General features: G+C 29.6%; 20 protein-coding genes. 9 read left to right on the top strand and 11 right to left on the bottom strand.

Going from position 1 to position 20,325, the window contains the following annotated elements:
• Positions 1-592: sugar phosphate nucleotidyltransferase (locus ACTT83_RS04090; RefSeq protein WP_440918856.1), on the top strand; the 592-nt coding region annotated here is incomplete at its 5' end.
• Positions 589-1,887, top strand: coding sequence for a UDP-glucose dehydrogenase family protein (locus tag ACTT83_RS04085; protein WP_440918855.1), 1,299 nt, complete (start codon positions 589-591; stop codon positions 1,885-1,887). The genes ACTT83_RS04090 and ACTT83_RS04085, both read left to right, overlap by 4 nt.
• A gap of 3 nt (positions 1,888-1,890) precedes the next feature.
• Here the strand turns inward: ACTT83_RS04085 and ACTT83_RS04080 are convergent, their stop codons facing one another.
• The 7 genes from ACTT83_RS04080 to ruvX are packed head-to-tail and all read right to left on the bottom strand — an operon-like array spanning position 1,891 to position 8,535.
• Positions 1,891-2,352: a RidA family protein gene (locus ACTT83_RS04080; protein WP_440918854.1), complete on the bottom strand. Its 462-nt coding sequence runs from the start codon at positions 2,350-2,352 to the stop codon at positions 1,891-1,893.
• A gap of 6 nt (positions 2,353-2,358) precedes the next feature.
• On the bottom strand, positions 2,359-2,610 hold the full coding sequence (locus ACTT83_RS04075; protein ID WP_440918853.1) for a hypothetical protein: 252 nt from the start codon (positions 2,608-2,610) through the stop codon (positions 2,359-2,361).
• Entirely contained in the window at positions 2,607-5,192 is a 2,586-nt protein-coding gene (gene topA / locus ACTT83_RS04070; protein WP_440918852.1) for a type I DNA topoisomerase, read from the bottom strand. The genes ACTT83_RS04075 and topA overlap by 4 nt, the downstream gene beginning before the upstream one ends.
• Before the next feature lie 36 nt (positions 5,193-5,228).
• On the bottom strand, positions 5,229-5,807 hold the full coding sequence (gene plsY / locus ACTT83_RS04065) for a glycerol-3-phosphate 1-O-acyltransferase PlsY (protein ID WP_440918851.1): 579 nt from the start codon (positions 5,805-5,807) through the stop codon (positions 5,229-5,231).
• Position 5,808: 1 nt separating this feature from the next.
• Positions 5,809-7,095 (bottom strand): dihydroorotase, encoded by a 1,287-nt coding sequence (gene pyrC / locus ACTT83_RS04060; RefSeq protein WP_440918850.1) that lies wholly within the window; start codon positions 7,093-7,095, stop codon positions 5,809-5,811.
• Positions 7,096-8,037 carry an aspartate carbamoyltransferase catalytic subunit gene (locus ACTT83_RS04055; protein WP_440918849.1) on the bottom strand — a complete coding sequence of 314 codons (942 nt, stop codon included), beginning with the start codon at positions 8,035-8,037 and terminating at the stop codon, positions 7,096-7,098. It abuts the gene before it with no gap.
• Between the two features lie 42 nt (positions 8,038-8,079).
• Positions 8,080-8,535 carry a Holliday junction resolvase RuvX gene (gene ruvX, locus ACTT83_RS04050; RefSeq protein ID WP_440918848.1) on the bottom strand — a complete coding sequence of 152 codons (456 nt, stop codon included), beginning with the start codon at positions 8,533-8,535 and terminating at the stop codon, positions 8,080-8,082.
• A gap of 50 nt (positions 8,536-8,585) precedes the next feature.
• Between ruvX and gatC the strand changes: the two genes are divergently transcribed.
• From gatC to ACTT83_RS04015, 7 genes are read left to right on the top strand one after another with little or no spacing between them, the layout of a single operon-like run.
• Positions 8,586-8,873: an Asp-tRNA(Asn)/Glu-tRNA(Gln) amidotransferase subunit GatC gene (gene gatC, locus ACTT83_RS04045; RefSeq protein WP_440916366.1), complete on the top strand. Its 288-nt coding sequence runs from the start codon at positions 8,586-8,588 to the stop codon at positions 8,871-8,873.
• Positions 8,873-10,330 (top strand): Asp-tRNA(Asn)/Glu-tRNA(Gln) amidotransferase subunit GatA, encoded by a 1,458-nt coding sequence (gene gatA / locus ACTT83_RS04040; RefSeq protein ID WP_440918847.1) that lies wholly within the window; start codon positions 8,873-8,875, stop codon positions 10,328-10,330. The genes gatC and gatA overlap by 1 nt, the downstream gene beginning before the upstream one ends.
• Positions 10,327-11,802 carry an Asp-tRNA(Asn)/Glu-tRNA(Gln) amidotransferase subunit GatB gene (gene gatB, locus ACTT83_RS04035; RefSeq protein WP_440918846.1) on the top strand — a complete coding sequence of 492 codons (1,476 nt, stop codon included), beginning with the start codon at positions 10,327-10,329 and terminating at the stop codon, positions 11,800-11,802. Before gatA ends, gatB begins: the two co-directional genes overlap by 4 nt.
• 4 nt (positions 11,803-11,806) lie before the next feature.
• Positions 11,807-12,457 (top strand): O-methyltransferase, encoded by a 651-nt coding sequence (locus tag ACTT83_RS04030; protein WP_440916369.1) that lies wholly within the window; start codon positions 11,807-11,809, stop codon positions 12,455-12,457.
• Complete coding sequence (trhO, locus tag ACTT83_RS04025; RefSeq protein WP_440918845.1) at positions 12,457-13,365, top strand: oxygen-dependent tRNA uridine(34) hydroxylase TrhO; 909 nt, start codon at positions 12,457-12,459, stop codon at positions 13,363-13,365. Before ACTT83_RS04030 ends, trhO begins: the two co-directional genes overlap by 1 nt.
• Before the next feature lie 8 nt (positions 13,366-13,373).
• Positions 13,374-14,744 carry an MATE family efflux transporter gene (locus ACTT83_RS04020; RefSeq protein WP_440917486.1) on the top strand — a complete coding sequence of 457 codons (1,371 nt, stop codon included), beginning with the start codon at positions 13,374-13,376 and terminating at the stop codon, positions 14,742-14,744.
• A complete protein-coding gene (locus ACTT83_RS04015; protein WP_440918844.1) occupies positions 14,707-15,186 on the top strand; it encodes a thermonuclease family protein in 480 nt (159 codons plus the stop codon). Before ACTT83_RS04020 ends, ACTT83_RS04015 begins: the two co-directional genes overlap by 38 nt.
• On the opposite strand, the gene ACTT83_RS04010 is transcribed toward ACTT83_RS04015, so the two are convergent.
• From ACTT83_RS04010 to ACTT83_RS03995, 4 genes are read right to left on the bottom strand one after another with little or no spacing between them, the layout of a single operon-like run.
• Positions 15,183-15,914, bottom strand: coding sequence for an amino acid ABC transporter permease (locus ACTT83_RS04010; protein ID WP_440918843.1), 732 nt, complete (start codon positions 15,912-15,914; stop codon positions 15,183-15,185). The two genes, ACTT83_RS04015 and ACTT83_RS04010, sit on opposite strands and share 4 nt — an antisense overlap.
• Positions 15,915-15,954: 40 nt before the next feature.
• The gene (locus ACTT83_RS04005; protein ID WP_440917483.1) at positions 15,955-16,722 is read right to left on the bottom strand and encodes a transporter substrate-binding domain-containing protein; all 768 of its coding nucleotides are present in this window, start codon (positions 16,720-16,722) and stop codon (positions 15,955-15,957) included.
• A 38-nt stretch (positions 16,723-16,760) separates the two neighbouring features.
• Positions 16,761-17,324: a sarcosine oxidase subunit gamma gene (locus ACTT83_RS04000; RefSeq protein WP_440918842.1), complete on the bottom strand. Its 564-nt coding sequence runs from the start codon at positions 17,322-17,324 to the stop codon at positions 16,761-16,763.
• A complete protein-coding gene (locus ACTT83_RS03995; RefSeq protein ID WP_440918841.1) occupies positions 17,317-20,322 on the bottom strand; it encodes a sarcosine oxidase subunit alpha family protein in 3,006 nt (1,001 codons plus the stop codon). The genes ACTT83_RS04000 and ACTT83_RS03995 overlap by 8 nt, the downstream gene beginning before the upstream one ends.
• Positions 20,323-20,325: the final 3 nt, after the last annotated feature.

The raw sequence follows: 20,325 nt of genomic DNA, 5'->3' as shown, positions 1-20,325 counted from the left end.
TATTAAAAAAAAAAAAGATAAAAGGATTAAGGAAGAATACAAAAAAATTTTAAAATATAAAAAAATGATAAAATTTGTTTATCAAAACAAACCACTTGGCACTGGAGATGCCGTTTTAAAAACAAAAAAATTCATAAAAAATAATTTTTTTTTAATGTTGTTACCAGATGATCTTATTATTAAAAGAAATTGTTCTAAATCAATGATAAAGATTCATAAAAAATACAATGCGTCTGTTATGGCTAGCATGAATGTTAAAAAGAATAATGTTTCGAGATGGGGAATTTATAAGTTAAAAACTAAAATAAATAAGAATAATTATTTGATCTCAGATGTAATTGAAAAACCTTCTATAAAAAAAGCACCATCTAATAAAGCAGTGATTGGAAGATATATTTTACCTAGAGAAATTTTTTCAAAATTACTTAAACAAAAACCAGGTAAAGGAGGAGAGATACATATTACAGATGCTATCCAAACATTAATTCAAAATGATAAAAAATTCATTGCTCATAATTTTTCTGGAAAATATCTTGATTGTGGAAGCATGAGTGGTTACATCAAATCAACTTTAGAGATAGCTAAATCATGAAATTGTGTATGATTGGTACTGGTTATGTAGGTTTAGTAAGTGGAGTATGTTTTGCTGATTTAGGAAATGAAGTAATTTGTGTAGATAATAATGCTGACAAAATAAATTTACTAAAAAAAGGAAAGATTCCAATCTATGAACCTGGTTTATCAGAATTAGTAATAAAGAATTTTAAAAATAAAAAATTAAATTTTTCTACAGATTTAAAAAAATCAATTAAAGACTCAGACATAATTTTCATTTGTGTTGGTACACCAACAAAAAAAGGCGGTAGTTCAGCAGATTTAAGTCAAATTTACAAAGTTTCTAAAGAAATAAGTTCTTCAATTAATAAATTTAAAATTATCATAACAAAATCAACAGTCCCCGTGACGACAGGAGATGAAATTGAAAAAATATTATCTAAAAAAAATAGTAAAAAGAAATTTTCTGTTGTTTCAAATCCTGAATTTCTAAGAGAAGGAGAGGCAATAAGAGATTTTATTTATCCTGATCGTGTCGTTATCGGAACTAATGATAAAAAAGCAGGTAGAATTTTGAAAAATCTTTTTAGCCCACTTATTTCTAAGGGTGCTTCTTATTTACAAACTTCTAGAAGAGCCGCCGAGTTGATTAAATATGCCTCGAATGCTTTTTTGGCAACAAAGATTACTTTTATAAATGAAATCGCTAATTTATGTGAAAAAACTAACATTAATGTTGAGGATATATCAATAGGTATGGGATTGGATAAAAGAATAGGCAGTCGATTTCTTAGAGCAGGACCTGCTTATGGTGGATCTTGTTTTCCTAAAGATACAAAAGCCATTATTACAACAGCAGATAAATTTAAAACAAATTTATCAGTGGTAAAATCAGTGATTAAATCAAATGAAAATAGATCTAAAATTTTACTAGATAGAATTAATAGAATCTTAAATAGGAAAATTAAAAATAAAATAATTACTTTTTTAGGTGTTACATTTAAAGCTAATACAGATGATATGAGGGATTCCTCAAGTTTAAAAATGATACCATGGTTATCAAAAAAAGGAGCAACTATAAAATATTTTGATCCAACTGGTTATAAAACTGAATTTATGAAGTTTAAAAATGTAATTAATAAGACCTCAATAAAAGATGCTGTTCATGGGGCTGATCTTGTTATTATTCATACTGAATGGAATGATTTTAAATCAATTAATTTTAAAAGCTTAGTTGGAGGTAAGAAGTTTATGATTTTTGATATGAGAAATATTTATTCTTCATCGAAAATTAAAGGCCAAGGTTTCAAGTATTTTAGTGTTGGAAAGTAAAATCTAGTTTAACTCAAATATTGCATCTACTTCAACCGAAACGCCCAATGGTAAACTATTTGTGCTTACAGCAGCTCTGGTGTGCATACCTGCATCTCCAAAAATTGAAGCTATCAAATCAGATGCGCCATTTATCACTTTAGGTTGATCAATAAAGTCATCTGTTGAATTTACAAATCCTGTTAATTTCACACATGATTTTATTTTTGATAAATCATTGTCGCAGGCTTTTTTAACTTGGGCAATAATACTTAACGCGCATCTCTTAGCAGCATTGTAACCAGCCGTGACATCCAAATCTTTACCAACTTTCCCCTTAATTAATTCACCATTATCATCAATAGAAATTTGTCCTGATATGAATAACATTTTTCCTGTAATTTTTGCTGCAACATAATTACCAACTGGTGCTTTCGCTTCAGGAAGCTGTATATTAAGTTCTTTAATTTTATCTTCAAAGTTCATAATTAATTAATTTTTTTTGATTTTAGTTTTAACTTTATTAAATATTTTCTTTGTACCTTCTTTAATTTGATTTGTTTTTTTTATAGACCCTTCTTTAACTTGATCTTTCTTTTTGACAGCACTTTCTTTAATATTTTTGGCTGTACATGCTAAATACTCTTTCGAAAGTTTTTTCATTCCAGAACATTTATATTCATCAGCAATTAGAATATTTGTGGAAAATAAATAAAATATTGAAATTATAAATATTTTTTTCATTTTTTTTTCTTACCTTTTGATTTTTTACTCTTATCGTATTCTTTTCTTTTCTCAATCAATATTAAAGCTTCTTCCATAGTTAATTCAGTGGGGTCTTTTTCCTCAGGAATAGTTGCATTGAGTGATTTATATTTTATATAAGGCCCATACTGACCCTTCATGACTCTAACAGGTTTTTTATCCTCAGGATGTTCTCCCAAATCTTTTATCATAGAAGAGGACATTCGACCAGGTTTAGCCTCAGCAATTAATGTTATTGCTCTATTTAAACCTATGGAAAATATTTCCTCTACATTTTCTATTCTTGCTGATTTATTTTCACATTTTAAGTAAGGACCAAATCTTCCAACGTTTAATGTAATCTCTTTTTGATTATCTGGATTTATTCCCAAAGATTTAGGTAGCGAACATAAAAATTGAGCTTTTTCCAAATTAATACTCTCTAATTCTAATCCTTTTGGTATTGAAACATTTTTTAAAAGTTCATTTACATCTGACTTTAATTTTTTAGTTTTTTTCTTTTTCTTACTGTTTTTTTCAACTTCTAAATCAGAGGGGATTTTCTCGTATTGAAGGTAGGGGCCAAATCTCCCATTTTTCAAATATATATCATTTCCATTTTCATGTTTTCCTATAAATTTTGGTTCAGCTAATTGTGCTTGAGCAGCAGCTTTTGCTTTAGATAAGGGTCTTGTAAATTTACATTCTGGATAATTTGAACACCCTATAAAAGCGCCACCTCTGAAACTATTCTTTAAACTAAGTGTTCCAGAACTACATAATTGACATTTTCTTACTACATTACCCTCATTATCCTTATCAAAAATTAATTCACCTAGACTATCATTGAGTAAATCCAACACCTCTCTAGTTCTTTTTTCTTTCACTTCCGAAACATTATTATTGAAGTCTTTCCAAAAAAGTTCCAAAACTTTAATCCAACTTTCTTTCCCAGTAGTGATCTCATCAAGTTGATCTTCTAATCCTGCTGTAAAGTTGTAATCTACATATTTTGAGAATAATTTTTCTAAAAAGGCTGAAATTAATTTACCTCTATCTGTAGGAAAAAATCTTTTATTCAATATCTCTGCATAACCTCGATTGGCAATAGTAGAAATAATACTTGCATAGGTAGAAGGCCTCCCGATACCAAGCTCTTCAAGCTTTTTAACTAAACTAGCTTCAGAATATCTTGGTGGTGGTTGTGTATAATGCTGTTCATCTATTAGAGCCTCAATATTAATAGGTCCTTTAGACACAGCAGGTAAAATATTTTCATCATCATCTTTGCTTTGATTATTATAAATCTTTAAGAAACCATCAAATTTTAAAACTGATCCACTGGCTTTACAAATTGTATCATTATTATCTGACGTTATGGTGATAGTATTTCTATCAAATTTGGCTGACTCCATCTGAGAAGATAAAGCTCTACTCCAGATAAGATCATAAAGTTTATTTTGATCTGTACTTAGATACTTTTTAACACTTTCAGGAGTTCTTATAATATCAGTAGGTCTAATTGCTTCGTGAGCTTCTTGCGCATTTTTAGCTTTTTTGCCTGAATAATTCAAAACATCTTTAGGCAAGTATTCATTACCAATTTCTTTTTGGATATAATTTCTGAAACTTGTAACAGCATCTTTAGATAAATTAGTTCCATCAGTTCTCATATAAGTAATTAAGCCAATTGTTTCACCTTCCACTTCGATACCTTGATAAAGTTTTTGGGCAATTTGCATTGTTCTAGATGCACCAAAACCTAGTCGACTTGATGCGGTTTGTTGAAGAGTTGAAGTAGTAAATGGTCCAGACGGATTACGATTTACTATTTTGCTAGAAATGTCAGTTATACTAAATTTTTTTTTATTTATACTTGATATGGCTTTATTTATCTCTTCTTTATTTCTAAATGAAAATTTTTCAATTTTATTGTTGTCAAGTTGACTAATACTAGCAGTGAAATTTTGATTTGCAGTATCAGCAAATTTAATACTTAAAGTCCAAAATTCCTCAGGTTTAAAAGACTCAATTGCATGTTCTCTCTCAGTAATTAATTTTAAAGCAACAGATTGAACTCTTCCTGCAGATTTTGAACCTGGGAGTTTCGTCCAGAGGATCGGGGATATATTAAAACCAACCAAGTAGTCCAAGGCTCTTCTAGCCATATACGCATCGACTAGTAATGGCTCAATTTGCCTAGGATTTTCAATTCCTTGAATAACAGCTTTTTTGGTTATTTCATTAAATACAACTCGTTCAATTTCTTTATCTTTTAAAAGTTTTTTTTCATTCAAATATTCTTTGACATGCCAAGCAATTGCCTCACCTTCACGATCAGGGTCAGTTGCTAATATAATTTTAGATGAATCTTTAGCTGCGTCAGTTATTTCTTTTAAATATTTTTTTGAAAAACTATCAACTTCCCATTCCATTCTAAAATCTTGATCTGGATTGACAGAACCATTTTTTGACGGCAAATCCCTTATATGACCATAACTTGCTAAAACTTTATAATTATCACCTAGGTATTTATTAATAGTTTTTGCTTTAGCAGGACTTTCTACAATGACCAAATTCATAAACTACAAACTACCCAAAAGCTTTAGATAGTCAATTTAATAAATTTTTGTCTTAGTTTCTTCTTTATTTATCAATCTTTTAATATTTTCTCTGTGAGTAAAAAAAATCAAGATAAACATGATCGTAAAAAAAATTGCTTGATTAAGCTGAGTGGAAATTAATAGGTAAATTGGAATAGATATTGAAGCTATTAAAGATGATAGTGATGAAAATTTTGAAATAAAAAAAGTTACAAACCAACATATAGAAAATATAATTCCAAAATATAAATTTATAGCAAATAAAATACCAACATAGGTAGCAACACCTTTGCCACCTTTAAACTTAAGCCAAATTGGAAATACATGACCTAAAAAGGCACATAAAGATGCAATATATAAAAAATCTTGGTAGAAAATTTTTACATAAACAACTGGAATAATTGCTTTTAAAATATCTAATACTAATGTGAAATAACCAATACTTTTGTTACCAGTTCTCAAAGCATTGGTAGCTCCAATATTACCAGATCCAATTTCTCTTATATCTTTTTTTAAAAATATCTTTGTAAGTATATATCCAAAAGGTATCGAGCCCATGAGGTAAGAAATGATACCTATCAAAAAAATATCCATACTAAAGCTTAAATAATTCTTTTCCTTTTACAAATGTATTCGTGACCTTACCTTGGAGTTTTTTGTCTTCAATTGAGGTATTTTTTGATTTTGAAACCAATTTTTCTTTTTTTACAATCCATGGTTTACTTATATCTACAACACAAAAATCTGCATCATTACCAATGGAGAGGTTACCTTTATCTATTTTGAGAATTTTTGCAGGATTTGAAGTAAGCGCTTTTATTAATGTTTCTAATTTTAAAGATCCATTATGATATAACTCTAAACTTAAAGATAATAGAGTTTCTATACCTGATGCGCCTGTTGCAGCTTGAGAAAATGTTAATCTCTTTGACTCTTCATCTTCAGGTTTGTGATCTGAAACAATCACATCTATTAATCCATCCTTTAATCCTTCCACTAGAGCAATTCTATCTTCTTCACGCCTCAAAGGTGGAGATAGTTTTAAAAAAGTTCTAAAATCACCTATATCATTTTCATTTAAAGAGAGATTATTTATCGAAACACCGGATGTGAATTTAACGATTTCTTTCCTATGTTTGATTACTTCAATAGATTTTTGCGAGGATAGTTGAGAAATATGATATCTACATTTTACTTTTTCAAGTAAAGTAAGATCTCTTTCAATCAAAATTCTTTCTGCGATCTCAGGAATACCTGATAATCCTAATTTAGATGCGATAATGCCTGAATTTATCATCCCATTTTTTGCAAGTTCATAATCTTCTGCATGTTGCATTATTAAACAGCCAATATCCTTTGCAGAATTCATTATCCGAGACATTAATCTGGGATTTTGAATAGTTTTAATGCCATCAGTAAATGCTATTATACCTTTATTTTGGAGAAGACCAAATTCTGTCATATTGTTTCCTTCAATATTTTTTGTAAGTGATGCACACGGAAAAATGTTTATTCGAGATTTATCTCTTCCTCTTCTTTTTAGAAAATCGACTATAGATACGTTGTCTATTATCGGATCAGTATTTGGCATTGTTACCACAGAAGTTACGCCACCAGCTAAAGCAGCATTACTTAAGGTTCTAAAATTTTCTTTATATTCATAGCCTGGTTCACCTACAAATACTCTCATGTCAACTAATCCTGGAAATATATATTTTCCCTTTAAGTCAATTGGTTTTTCTCTTGTAGGAAGATTATTTGTATTAACCTTTTTTCCTACCGCTTCTATCTTTCCTTCCTCAGAGATTATAAGACCACCTGTCTCGTTAATTGAATTATGTGGGTCAATTATATTTGCGTTTATAAAATATTGTTTTTTCATTTAAGTACAAAAAATCTTTAAACAGGCCATTCTTACCGCAACTCCAAGTTCTACTTGTTCTTTAATTACGCTTTTATTGATATCATCAGCTAAATTAGTATCTATCTCAATACCTCTATTCATTGGACCTGGGTGCATGATTAATGCATCAGCTTTTGCATATTCTAATTTATCTGGTGTAAGGCCATAATATTCATAATACTCTCTATTAGATGAGAGATAAGAACTTGTCATTCTTTCATTTTGTAATCTTAACATCATAACAATATCACAATCTTTTAATCCTTTTTTCATATCGGTGAATGTATTGACACCAAATTTTTCTATTTCCTTTGGCATCAAATTTGTGGGAGCAATTATATTAACTTCTGCTCCTAACATATTCAGTAAATAAATATTAGATCTCGCAACTCTTGAATGTAGGATATCTCCACAGATGGCTATTCTTAAACCTTCAATTTTTTTTTTTCGATTTATAATTGTTAAAGCATCTAATAAAGCTTGAGTAGGGTGTTCTCTTCTTCCATCCCCAGCGTTTAAAACTGCACAATTAACTTTTTGAGAAAGTAGGTTACATGCCCCAGAGTCTTGGTGTCTTATTACAATAATATCAGGATGCATGGCATTTAGTGTCATTGCTGTATCAATAAGAGTTTCACCTTTTTTAATTGCAGAATTACTTATATTCATTGACATCACGTCAGCTCCAAGTCTTTTTCCTGCCAATTCAAATGAACTTTGCGTTCTTGTTGAAGGCTCAAAAAATAAATTGATCTGTGTTTTTCCTCTTAGTGCATCGATTTTTTTGTTTTTACTTTGATTTACTTTTATAAAATCGTGAGCTTCATCAAGTATTAGACTAACATCATTTATAGATAAATCTTGGATACCTAACAGATGTTTTTGGGAAATTTTAATAGCTTTATTTGATTTAATTGCCATTAAAACCAACTCTATAGCTATAAAGTTGTATAATAGCAAGTATTAATTGTTCAAAAAATCTATTGCTCCTTGCAATATAAAAGCAGCAGCATTTTCATCAATTTTTTTTTCTCTTTTACTCACATTCACATCTAATTGACTGGAAAGATTAAATGCACCAACAGTTGATAGTCTCTCATCCCATAAACAAACTGGAATATCAATGTTCTTTTCAATATACGTAGAAACATCTTTTGCAGATTGAGAAGATTTGCCAGAAGAGCCATCCATATTTAAGGGGTTTCCTATTATGATTCCCTTTATGTTGTTTTCGATAATTATTGACTTAAGTTGATCTATAAGGTGTTGAGAGGATTTTTTTTCTATAGTTATAAAGGGTGTGGCAATTAATTGTTTTTCGTCACAAATTGAAACTCCTATTCGTTTTGAACCAAGGTCTAAGCCTATCAATCTGCACTTATCTAAGTGATTTTTTTTAAATTCCTCTAATGTGATCATATTGTATATTTTTAACTTAAATGATAGTTTGCGTCATACCTAAATAGCATATGAGTATAGATCTTAAAACAATAAAACACATATCTAAATTATCAAGAATTTCTGTTGATGAAAAAAGGGCAGAAAAATTAGCTGATGATTTGAATTCAATTTTTGAATTTATTGAAAAGCTCAATGAATTAAAAACCGACGATGTAAAGCCATTAACATCAATAGCTGAAACAACTTTAAAATTCAGATCTGATGAGATCAAAAGTAAAAATATTAGAGAACAAATAATTAAAAATTCTCCTGAAGATAATGAGGATTATTTTGTTGTACCAAAGGTAATAGAATAATGTCTGACATTACAAAACAATCTTTAACAGAATTAGTGGAGAATATTAAAAAAAAGAAACTTTCTTCAACAGATGTGACCAAAGCATTTATTCAAAGGTCTGAAAAGTCTAGTGAGTTAAATACTTATATCACAGATGATTTTACATCGGCTTTAGATAAAGCAAAAAAGTTTGATCAGAAACCAAATTTAGATTTAAAATTACCTGGTATACCTATGGCAGTTAAAGATTTGTTCTGCACAAAAAATGTTAAAACAACTGCTGGTAGTAAAATTTTGAATAATTTTGTACCAACCTATGAGTCTACAGTTACTGAAAATATCTGGAATGAAGGTGCGATACTTCTAGGTAAATTAAATTGTGATGAGTTTGCAATGGGTTCATCTAATGAGACAAGTCATTTTGGAAACGTACAAAATCCTATTGATAAGAATTTAGTCCCCGGTGGATCATCGGGTGGTTCAGCATCAGCAGTTGCTGGACAATTAACTCCAATCACAATTGGTACTGATACTGGAGGATCTATTAGACAACCAGCTTCATTTACTGGAATTGTAGGTTTAAAACCAACATACGGAAGTTGCTCACGATATGGGATAGTTGCTTTTGCTTCCTCATTAGATCAGGCAGGACCAATGGCTCAAAATGTAAAAGATTGTGCTTTATTGCAAGAAGTAATCAGTACATATGATTCAAAAGATTCTACTTCAATTAATTTTAAAAGAAATAATTATAGCAAGGAACTTACAAAAAATATAAAAGGAAAAAAAATTGGAATTCCAAAGGAATACAGAGTTGATGGTATGCCTAAAGAAATAGAGCATCTTTGGCAAAAAGGTATTCAATACGTAAAAGATTGTGGTGCTGAAACAATCGACATATCACTTCCACATACAAGTTATGCTTTACCAACGTATTATATTGTTGCTCCAGCAGAGGCATCTTCTAATTTAGCAAGATATGATGGTGTAAAGTATGGATATAGAGCTAAAGGTGAAAATTTAATTGATATGTATGAAAAAACTAGATCCGAAGGCTTTGGCGCAGAAGTCCAAAGAAGAATTATGATTGGAACTTATGTATTATCATCTGGTTATTATGATGCATACTATCTTAAAGCTCAAAAGGTGAGAAAACTTATCAAAAATGATTTTGATGAGGCATATAAGAGGGTTGATGCAATTTTAACGCCATCAACACCTAGCTCAGCTTTTAAAATAGGTGAAAAAACAAATGATCCGGTTTCGATGTATTTGAATGATATATTTACAGTACCAGTTAATTTGGCAGGCCTGCCTGGTATATCAATTCCTGCAGGACACGATACTAAAGGTTATCCTCTTGGTTTACAAATAATCGGTAAAGCATTTGATGAACAAAATATATTAAATATTGCTTTTGCCATGGAGGAGAAAATAAATTTTAAAAACAAAATTACTGATTGGTGGATTAAGTGAATAAGAAAAACACAGAATATTTGATTAATCGGAAAGATAATCAATATGAAGTTGTAATTGGATTAGAGGTACATGCCCAAGTATTATCTGAGTCAAAACTATTTTCTTCTTCATCAACTAAATTTGGTGCTGAACCAAATACACAAGTAAGTTTAGTTGACGCTGCATTTCCAGGAATGCTACCTGTAATAAATGAATTTTGTATTAAACAAGCTATTAAAACTGGCATTGGTCTTAATGCAAAAATTAATAAACGCTCTGTATTTGATAGAAAAAATTATTTTTATGCTGATTTACCTCAAGGATATCAAATATCACAATTTAAAGATCCAATAGTAGGTGAGGGCAAAGTTATTTTGGATATGCCTAATGGTCAAAAAGAAGTAGGTATAGAAAGATTACATTTAGAACAAGATGCTGGAAAAAGTATTCATGATCTTGACCCACAAAATACGTTTGTAGATTTAAACAGATCAGGGGTAGCTTTAATGGAAATAGTGAGCAAGCCTGATCTAAGATCCCCAGATGAGGTTAATGCTTACATTAAGAAATTACGATCTATAATGAGGTACCTAGGAACTTGTGACGGAAATATGCAAGAAGGCTCTTTAAGAGCGGATGTGAATGTTTCTGTAAGACCAAAAGGCTCAAAAGAATTTGGCACTCGATGTGAAATTAAAAATGTTAATTCAATTAAGTTTATGCAAATGGCAATAGAATATGAGGCTAATCGCCAAGTTGATTTAATAGAAGAGGGCAAAACTATTGATCAAGAAACAAGACTTTTTGATACGAAAAAAAATGAGACAAGATCAATGAGATCAAAAGAAGATGCTCATGATTACAGATATTTTCCTGACCCTGATTTATTACCTTTGGAGGTATCGGAAAAATTTATTGAAGAACTTAAAAATGATATTCCAGAGCTTCCAGATGATAAAAAGAAAAGATTTATTGAAGAGTTTAAATTGTCTCCTTATGAAGCCAATATTTTAGTATCTGATATTGATATTGCAAAATACTTTGAAGAAGTTGTAGCTAAAATGGGCAAGAACAAAGATATTAAGTTAGCAGTCAATTGGATTACAGGAGAACTATTTGCTGTTTTAAATAGTAAAGGTTTAGAAATTTCTCAAAGTCCAGTGAGTGCCAAGAACTTCGCCATATTGATAAATCTAATTAAGAACGGAACTATTTCTGGAAAAATAGCAAAAACTGTTTTTGAATTAATGATTGATGGAGATAAAGATCCACAAAAAATTGTTGAGGAAAAAGGATTAAAGCAACAAAGTGATCCAAAGGCTTTAGAAGTTCTAATTGACAAAATAATTAGTGAGAACAGGGAAAAAGCTATCGAATATAAACAAGGTAAAGAAAAATTATTTGGTTTTTTTGTGGGTCAAGCAATGAAGGCATCTGGTGGAAAAGCTAATCCTCAATTAATCAATGAGATCCTAAAGAAAAAATTATAAGGTTATGGGTTCAGACCTTAATATCACAAAACATTTACAAGATTACATACTAAAGAATGGTTTAAAATTACATCCAATTCAAAAAGAAATAATAGACTATAACTTATCACTTGGTGATATTAAAAGAATGCAAATATCTATTTCCCAATGTCAATTTCTACATTTGATTATTAAGATTTCCAAAATTACAAAAGTGTTAGAGATAGGAACTTTTACAGGTTTAAGCACGTTGTCTATGGCTTTAGCATTACCAGACGAGGGTAGTATAATTGCTTTAGATAAAAATGAAGAAACAAATAAAATTGCTCAAAATTTTTTTAAAAAAGCTAATCAAAATCACAAAATTAAAACTATAATTAAACCAGCTTTAGAAAGTTTGATGAGTATTAGAAATGAAAAATTTGATTTAGTTTTTATTGATGCTGATAAAATGAATTACCAAAAATATTATGAAATTTCATTAGATCTATTGAATAAAGAGGGTTTAGTAATTATTGATAATGTTCTATGGCATGGAGAAGTTGTTAACAAAGATATAAATGACAAATATACGAAAAGTATTAGAGATTTAAATCATTTTATTTCAAAGGACAAAAGAATTGAAAAAGTCATGGTGCCTTTTGGAGATGGAATGACTGTCTGTAGGAAGATTTAATGTTCACTATATTCGGATTTTACAAATTTCAAAAAATAAATAATTTAAAAAAAAATCAAAAAATATTGAATAATCTTTTAGTTAATAAAAACATAAATGGATCAATTATTGTATCAGAAGAGGGTTTAAATGGATCTATATCTGGAAAAAATAAAGACATTAAGGCTACAATTATCAAATTAAAAAAAATTTTTAGTATTAAAGAATTTGATAGTTTCAATAATTCAAAATGTAAATTTAAACCTTTCCACAAATCTAAAGTGAAAATTAAAAAAGAAGTCGTTCCAATGGATCTTAAACTATCAAATAAAATTAAAAAAAAGAGTACTCATATTGAACCAACGAAGTGGAATGAATTAATAAAAGATAAGAAAACTTTTTTATTAGATGCAAGAAAACCTTTTGAGCATAAAGTTGGTTCTTTTAAAAAATCGGTAAATCCAAATATAGATAACTTTAGAGATTTCCCAAAATACTTAAAAAATTTAAAAAAAGATCAACCAATAGCAATGTTTTGCACCGGTGGAATTAGGTGTGAAAAAGCCTCTGTATTTTTAGAAAAAAAAGGTTTTAAAAATATTTATCAATTAAAGGGTGGAATTTTGAATTACTTAAAAAAAATCAAACAAAAAAACAGTTTATGGGAAGGTGAGTGTTTTGTATTTGATAATAGAGTAACTCTAAAACATGGATTAGTACAAGGAACTTATTCAATTTGCGGTGGATGTAGACAACCAATTTCAACTAAAGATAAAAAATCTAAAAGATATGAGGAGGGTGTAACTTGTCCTAATTGTATTGATAAACTCTCAAAAAACCAAAAATCTCGTTTTAGAATGAGACAAAGTCAGATATACAAAGCAAAGCAATCTGGAAAAAAATATATTTTTCAAAAAGAATTTAAATAAGGATAATTTTGTCTAAATCAATAAAATTAACAAAAGATCCAATTTGGACACTATTGAGAAGAGTTACGATACCTGCAAGTGTAGGCTCATTGTTTCAAACATTTTATAACTTAGTTGATACATGGTTTGCAGGTAGAATCTCTGCAGAAGCAATAGGTGCAATTGCGAAATCGTTTCCAATATATTTTACCATTATAGCTGTTGGTGTTGGATTAGGCGCTGCAACTAATGCTTTAATTGGTAATTCAATCGGTGAAAAAAAAATAAGAGTTGCATCATTATATGTGGCTCAGTCTTTAATCTTTGCAGTATTAGTGTCAATAATTGTTACAATATTTGGTTTAAATGCATCAAATTATCTTTTAGGTGTCATGGGCTCTGATGAAGCTGGAATAATTTTAACGAGAGAATATTTAGATATTATTTTCTACGGAACTTTTATTGTATTGATACAGATATCTCTAAATGGAACTCTGAATGCTCAAGGTGATACCAGAAGTTATAGAAATGTATTGATATTTAGTTTTTTTCTTAACATTTTTTTAAATCCTCTTTTTATATGGGGATATGGATTTATCCCAGGATTTGGAATAGCTGGTCTTGCTATTGCTACTGTAATTTCTCAATCAATAGGAACGATCTATTTAGCTTTTAAGGTTAATAATTGTCAAATAAGGAATTACCTTAAACCTCAATGCTTTATTCCAAAATTTGAATATTTAAAATCATTAACAAATCAAGCTGTGCCAGTAATGTTCAGTATGTTGTTTATTGGTGTAGGTATTTTTAACATCTTATATTTCATAGGTAAATTCGGGGATTTAGCAACAGCTGGTTATGGTGCAGCATTAAGAGTAGAGCAGGTTTTTTTATTACCTGTTATTGGTTTAAATACTGCGGTCCTTTCAATCGGAGGACAAAATTTTGGTGCAAAAGCCTATAATAGAATAAGAGAGCTTTATACTAAGGCTTTATTTTTTGGAATATCATTTATGACTGTTGCTGGAGTAATAATTTTTTTTGGGGCTGAATTTTTCGTATCTTTATTTACTGATAATCAAGAAGCAGTTATGAGTGGAGCTATTTATCTCAAGGTTGCAGCTTTAATTGGACCAATTTATCCGGTCTTTTTTATTACTACAGCAGTATTTCAAGCTGTTAAAAAACCTTTGTATAGTCTCTATTTGAGTATTTTAAGATTAACTGCGTTTCCTTTTTTAAGTTTATGGTATGTGATAAATATAAGAGGTGGTGATTACGAAGATATTTTTTATACTATTATGGTGACTAATTGGGCTATGGGAATTGCTGTTTTAATATTTATTGGGTATTTTCTAAATAATGTATTTAAACAAAATAAAGCTATTTTTAGTTATTAGTTTTTTCCTATCCTCTTTTTTCTTAACTCTAAAAGATGTTAAATCATATGAAATCAAAGTTGTTGATGGTGATACTATACATTTAAATGGAAAAAAAATTAGATTTAGTGGAATTGATACCCCTGAATTAAAACAAACCTGTAGTAAGAATAATCAAATAATTTTTTGTGGGATTGAAGCAAAAAAATTATTAATTAATAGAATAGGAAATAATGAGATAAAATGTGTTGAAGAGGGTAAGGATCAGTATAAAAGAATTTTAGCTGAATGTTTTGTAAATAATACCAGTTTATCAAGTTATTTAGTTAAAGAAGGTTATGCTTTTGCATATAGAAAATATTCAAAGAAATTTGTACCTGATGAGAACTATGCAAGATTAAATAATTTAGGAATGTGGTCTATGAAATTTGAATATCCTTGGGATTGGAGAAAAAAAAATTAATCTTTTTGTAATTTTTTCTCTAATTTTCTAACTAAAAAAGAAACAACCAAAATTAAAACAAGATACTCGAGAATTAAAAATGTATAAATTTCTAGCGGCCGATAAGTTGTCACAACTAATTCGTTTGCTTTTCTTGTTAAATCTCCAATACCAATTATTGACACAAGTGATGACATTTTAAGAACATAAACAAATTGATTACCTATAGCCGGTAAAATATTCTTTATTGCTTGAGGTAAGATAACTAATCTTAATTTTCTAAAAAAACTTAATCCCAAAGAACTTCCTGCTTCCCATTGTGATTTTTTAATTGAATTAATTCCTGCTCTAAATATTTCTGCTTGAAAAGCGCTCTCACTAATTGAAAGCGCTATGATACCAGAAACAAAAGGACTAAAACTTATACCAGTCATAATTGGTAAACCATAATAAATCCATAAAATCAAAACTAGTAAAGGAATTGCTCTTACAATCTCCACATATCCAATATTCAGATAGGTTAAAAATTTGCTCTTAGCTAGTGATGGAATAGCAACTAAAAGACCTAGGATAATTGAAATAATTATAGAGACTATACTAATATAGATAGTGGTTGTTAAACCACTTAATAAAAACTTTAAGTTAGTTAATCCTTCAATATTGTTTGGAGACAAGATTAACCAATTTAATTCACTTTTACCGCATGAAGTTAATGGGAAAATTAAGAGTAAAAAAAGTAAATTTCTCACTCTTCAAGTTATAAAGAATTAAAAACTAATTACTAATTTTTTATAAACTCTTTAAATTATATTTAGCTAATAACTTAGTGAAGAACCCTGAGGATTTTTTATCTTTAATCCATTTATTTACGTAATCGTTCCACTTAGTATCACCTTTTGGCACCATCATAGCTAAAAAAGCCGGATTTTTTCCACCATCTGGAACAATTGCTAATTGAGGATATTTGATAACCAATTTATTTGCTTCTGTTGAACTTGTAATATTACCATCAGCTCTACCTGCTAGTACTTCTTGAAAGTCTCTAGCTGGAGCTTCAATTGAGTTTAATTTTGATTTTGGAAAAAATTCTTTCGCCTTTTCTTCTTGAGAAGTACCAAGAGTAGTTGCTATTGTTACGTTTTCGTTATTTAGGGAGTCCCAAGTTGGGAATTTTTTTAAGTTCTTTTTAAGAACTAGTGGAACAGTAGCATATTTGTAATAAGTATCAGTAAATCCTGCTACTTCAGCTCGTTTTGGAGTTTTTGTTACACTTGTTGAAATATCATACCTTGCTGATGTTATACCTGAGACAATAGTTTTCCATTCTGCTGGTACAAATTCAATCTTTACACCCATATCTTTTGCAAGTTGATTCATGACATCAATATCAAAACCCTTATATTTATTAGTAGCCGGATCCTTAACTGTCATGGGATCCCAATCTCCAGTAGTGCCAACTTTTAATACACCTGATGATAGTATTTTATCTAAATTTGAGTCTGCATTAAGTGAGAATGGTAAAAAGGTAAATAATATTAATAATAGTAATTTTTTCATAATTTGTAGAGTTATATTATTTTTTTTATTATTGAGATCTATAATCTTGACGCACTATCATTCATCCATGAAAATAAATGATCTGAAAAGGATCTTCTCACAAATAAATTTACATCGTTAATGTCCTGATTGTGAACAATTATATCAATTTTTGTCAAAATTGTTTGAGTTACAAGGCCTTTTTTGGATTTAAAATCATTAAAATTAAACGGAGATCCAGTTTCAAATAAATCAAAAATTTTATCACCTTTAAGATTTATTAATACAAATTGGTCTGTGACATCAGTTACAGCACCCAAATTTGTTTTACAAATATTTTTATTGAGTAATTTTTCTACATTGTAATTATTATCATCTGATTTTAAAATTTCATTTGAAAAAATCATCCATTCATCCGGGCTTAACCAAAGAGCTGTTAATTGATCACTTCTTGAGGAAGTATTTGCTTCATTTGGCAAAAGTAGATTTAATGATTTTCCAACTGCAGATAAAAACTGTCTTTTTTTTCCTCTAATAATAAGTTTCATGACAGGTTTTATTTCTCTCATTTGCAAACCTGGATAAGATTTATCATTTTCAATTACATTTGAATAATTAAGCATTTAATCTTTTGTTCTCCTTGTCTAGGAATACCGGATCTGTAACCGTTACATTGATTTGTTTTTTTTCCATTGGAATTATTAATTTTTGACCCATCATATTTTTTCCACCCTTAACTACTCCAAGAGCAATAGATTTCTTTAAATTTGGACTAAAATAACTTGAGGTAACATGACCTAACATTTCTATTGGTGTTTTATTCATATCTGCAACAATTTGTGCCCCTTCTTCTAATATTTCTTCTGGATTGTCTGTGATAAGACCTACTAATTGTTTCCTATCTTCCTTTATAGTATCTGATCTATATAAAGATCTTTTACCTATAAAATCAAATTTCTTTTTACTAATTATCCAATCCATTTGTAAATCAATTGGTGTCATAGTTGCATCTGTGTCTTGACCGGCTATGATAAATCCTTTTTCCGCTCTTAATAAATGCATTGTTTCAGTCCCATAGGGAGTAATATTAAACTCCTTTCCTGCCTCCATACAATTTTCCCATACTGATTTAGCGTAATTGGCCTGAATATTGATTTCGTAACTTTGTTCACCAGTAAAACTTATTCTCATAACTCGACATTTCACATTACCAATTTTTGAATTCTTAAATGACATATGAGGAAAATCTTTATCTGATAAATCGATTTCAGGTATTACTTTTTGAATTATCTTTTTACTATTAGGACCACAAACACTAATAGTTGCGTAATGGTCAGTTACAGATGTCAAATACACATCTAGCTCAGGCCATTCTGTTTGAAGATAATCTTCAAGTTTACCTAAAACTGTAGCAGCACCACCAGTTGTCGTTGTCATAATATAATGATTTTCGTCTAATCTGGTAGTAACACCATCGTCATAGACCATGCCATCTTCGTTCAGCATTAAACCATATCGACATTTTCCAATCTCAAGTTTTGACCAAGCGTTGGTGTAAACTCTATTTAAAAATTCAGAGGCATCAGTACCTTGAATATCAATTTTACCTAACGTGGATGCATCTAATATGCCTGCACTATCTCTTGCAGCTTTACTCTCTCTTTGAACAGCTTCGTGCATGTTTTCACCATTCTGTGGATAATACCAAGCTCTTTTCCATTGTCCTACATTCTCAAATTCAGCTTTGTTTTCAACATGCCACTCGTGAATTGGTGTTTTTCTTATTATATCAAAATATTTACCAACATTTCTTCCAACGATAGTACCAAATGTAAGAGGAGTGTAGGGTGGTCTAAATGTTGTTGTACCAAGTTCACCCATTTTAGAAGACGCTGTTTCGGAAATTATTCCTAAGGCATGCATATTCCCAAGTTTACCTTGATCTGTACCCATACCTGTTGTTGTATATCTTTTAACATGTTCAATAGACCTGAAACCTTCTCTTAAAGCTAATTTAATATCTTTGGCTGTTGCATCGTTTTGAAAATCTACAAATGATTTAGTTTTCCCTACAATTTTATTCGAAGGCAATAACCAAATATTTCTTTTTGATTTGTTAAATGCTGAATATATTTCAATATTTTCGTATTCGGTTTTTTTGATATTTAAAAATTCTTTGAGTAATTTAGGCGTATTAATTAATATTTCATCTAAAGTAAAATCACCATTACAACTTCCGATACTTATCTGATTTGATGGATAAGTATTTGGAATAAAAACTTGATCATCATCTCTAAATTTAAGTTTTCCACCCGATTGAGTAAATAGATGAACTGCTGGTGTCCAACCTCCTGAAATACCTAAACTATCGCATGAAATATTTTCTTTTGATCCTATAACCTTTTGACCATCTTTAGATAATTTCATTATAGAGACACTATTTATTCTTTTGTATCCAAATGTATCTACAATTGTGTAACCTTTATAAATCTTAATATTGTTTTTTTCAGTTTCTTTAATAAGTTTAGAATCAATTTCTTCTCTATTGTCAATTATCGCTTGTACTTTAATCCCTTTTTGAATTAAACTTATTGCAGTTTCATAAACGCTATCATTATTGGTAAATAAAATATTTTTCTCTCCACATGCTACACCAAATAAATCTGCATATTTTTTTATAGCAGATGAAAGTAATATCCCTGGGCGATCGTTATTGTCAAAAATTAAAGGTCTTTCTATAGACCCTGTGGCTGTAATAACTTTTTTAGCGCGTATTTTAAGTAATCTTTGACGAGTTTTATTTTCTCTTTGTTCAAGTGGCAAGTGATCAGTTAAATTTTCTCTTGCTAATAAAAAATTATAACCATGAAAAGCAGCAACACTTGTTCTGGTTTTAATTTCTAAATTTTCAATTTTTTTTACTTCATTGATTTCCTTTTCTAACCATGAAGCTGAATTTTGATTGTTAATTTTAAAAAATTCTGAGTCTTGATAAATTGTAGAACCACCTAAATATGATTTTTCCTCAACCAATAGTGTTTTAAAACCACTTTTTGCTGCGGTTTTTGCTGCGATAAGTCCTGAAATACCTGCACCAATAACTAATACATCGCAATGAATGTATTTGTGTTCATATATGTCAGGGTCTGGAACATCAGGTGATTTGCCTAAACCAGCAGATTTTCTAATAAAATATTCATATTTTTCCCAAAAACTTGCTGGCCACATAAAAGTCTTGTAGTAAAAACCTGCAGGTAATAATGGACTTAAAAAATTGTTTATACCTCCAATATCAAACTTTACACTAGGCCAACAATTTTGACTTGTAGCAACAAGACCCTCATATATTTCTATTTCAGTAGCTCGTACATTTGGTTCTGTTCTTGAAGTTCCATTATGAAGTTGAACAATGGCGTTTGGTTCCTCTGACCCAGCAGTCATAATTCCTCTAGGTCTATGGTATTTAAAACTTCTACCAACTAGGTGGATGTTATTAGCCAATAGGGCAGAAGCAAGTGTATCACCTTTAAATCCATAATAAGTTGTACCATTAAATTTAAATGAAATTCGATATGTTTCATCAACTAATTTACTACTTTTAACTCTTAAATTTTTTGTCATTGA

Source organism: Candidatus Pelagibacter sp. (assembly GCF_052049775.1).
GTDB lineage: Bacteria > Pseudomonadota > Alphaproteobacteria > Pelagibacterales > Pelagibacteraceae > Pelagibacter.
Note: the sequence above shows the minus strand (reverse complement) of the source record. Positions and strands in the feature narration are given on the sequence as shown.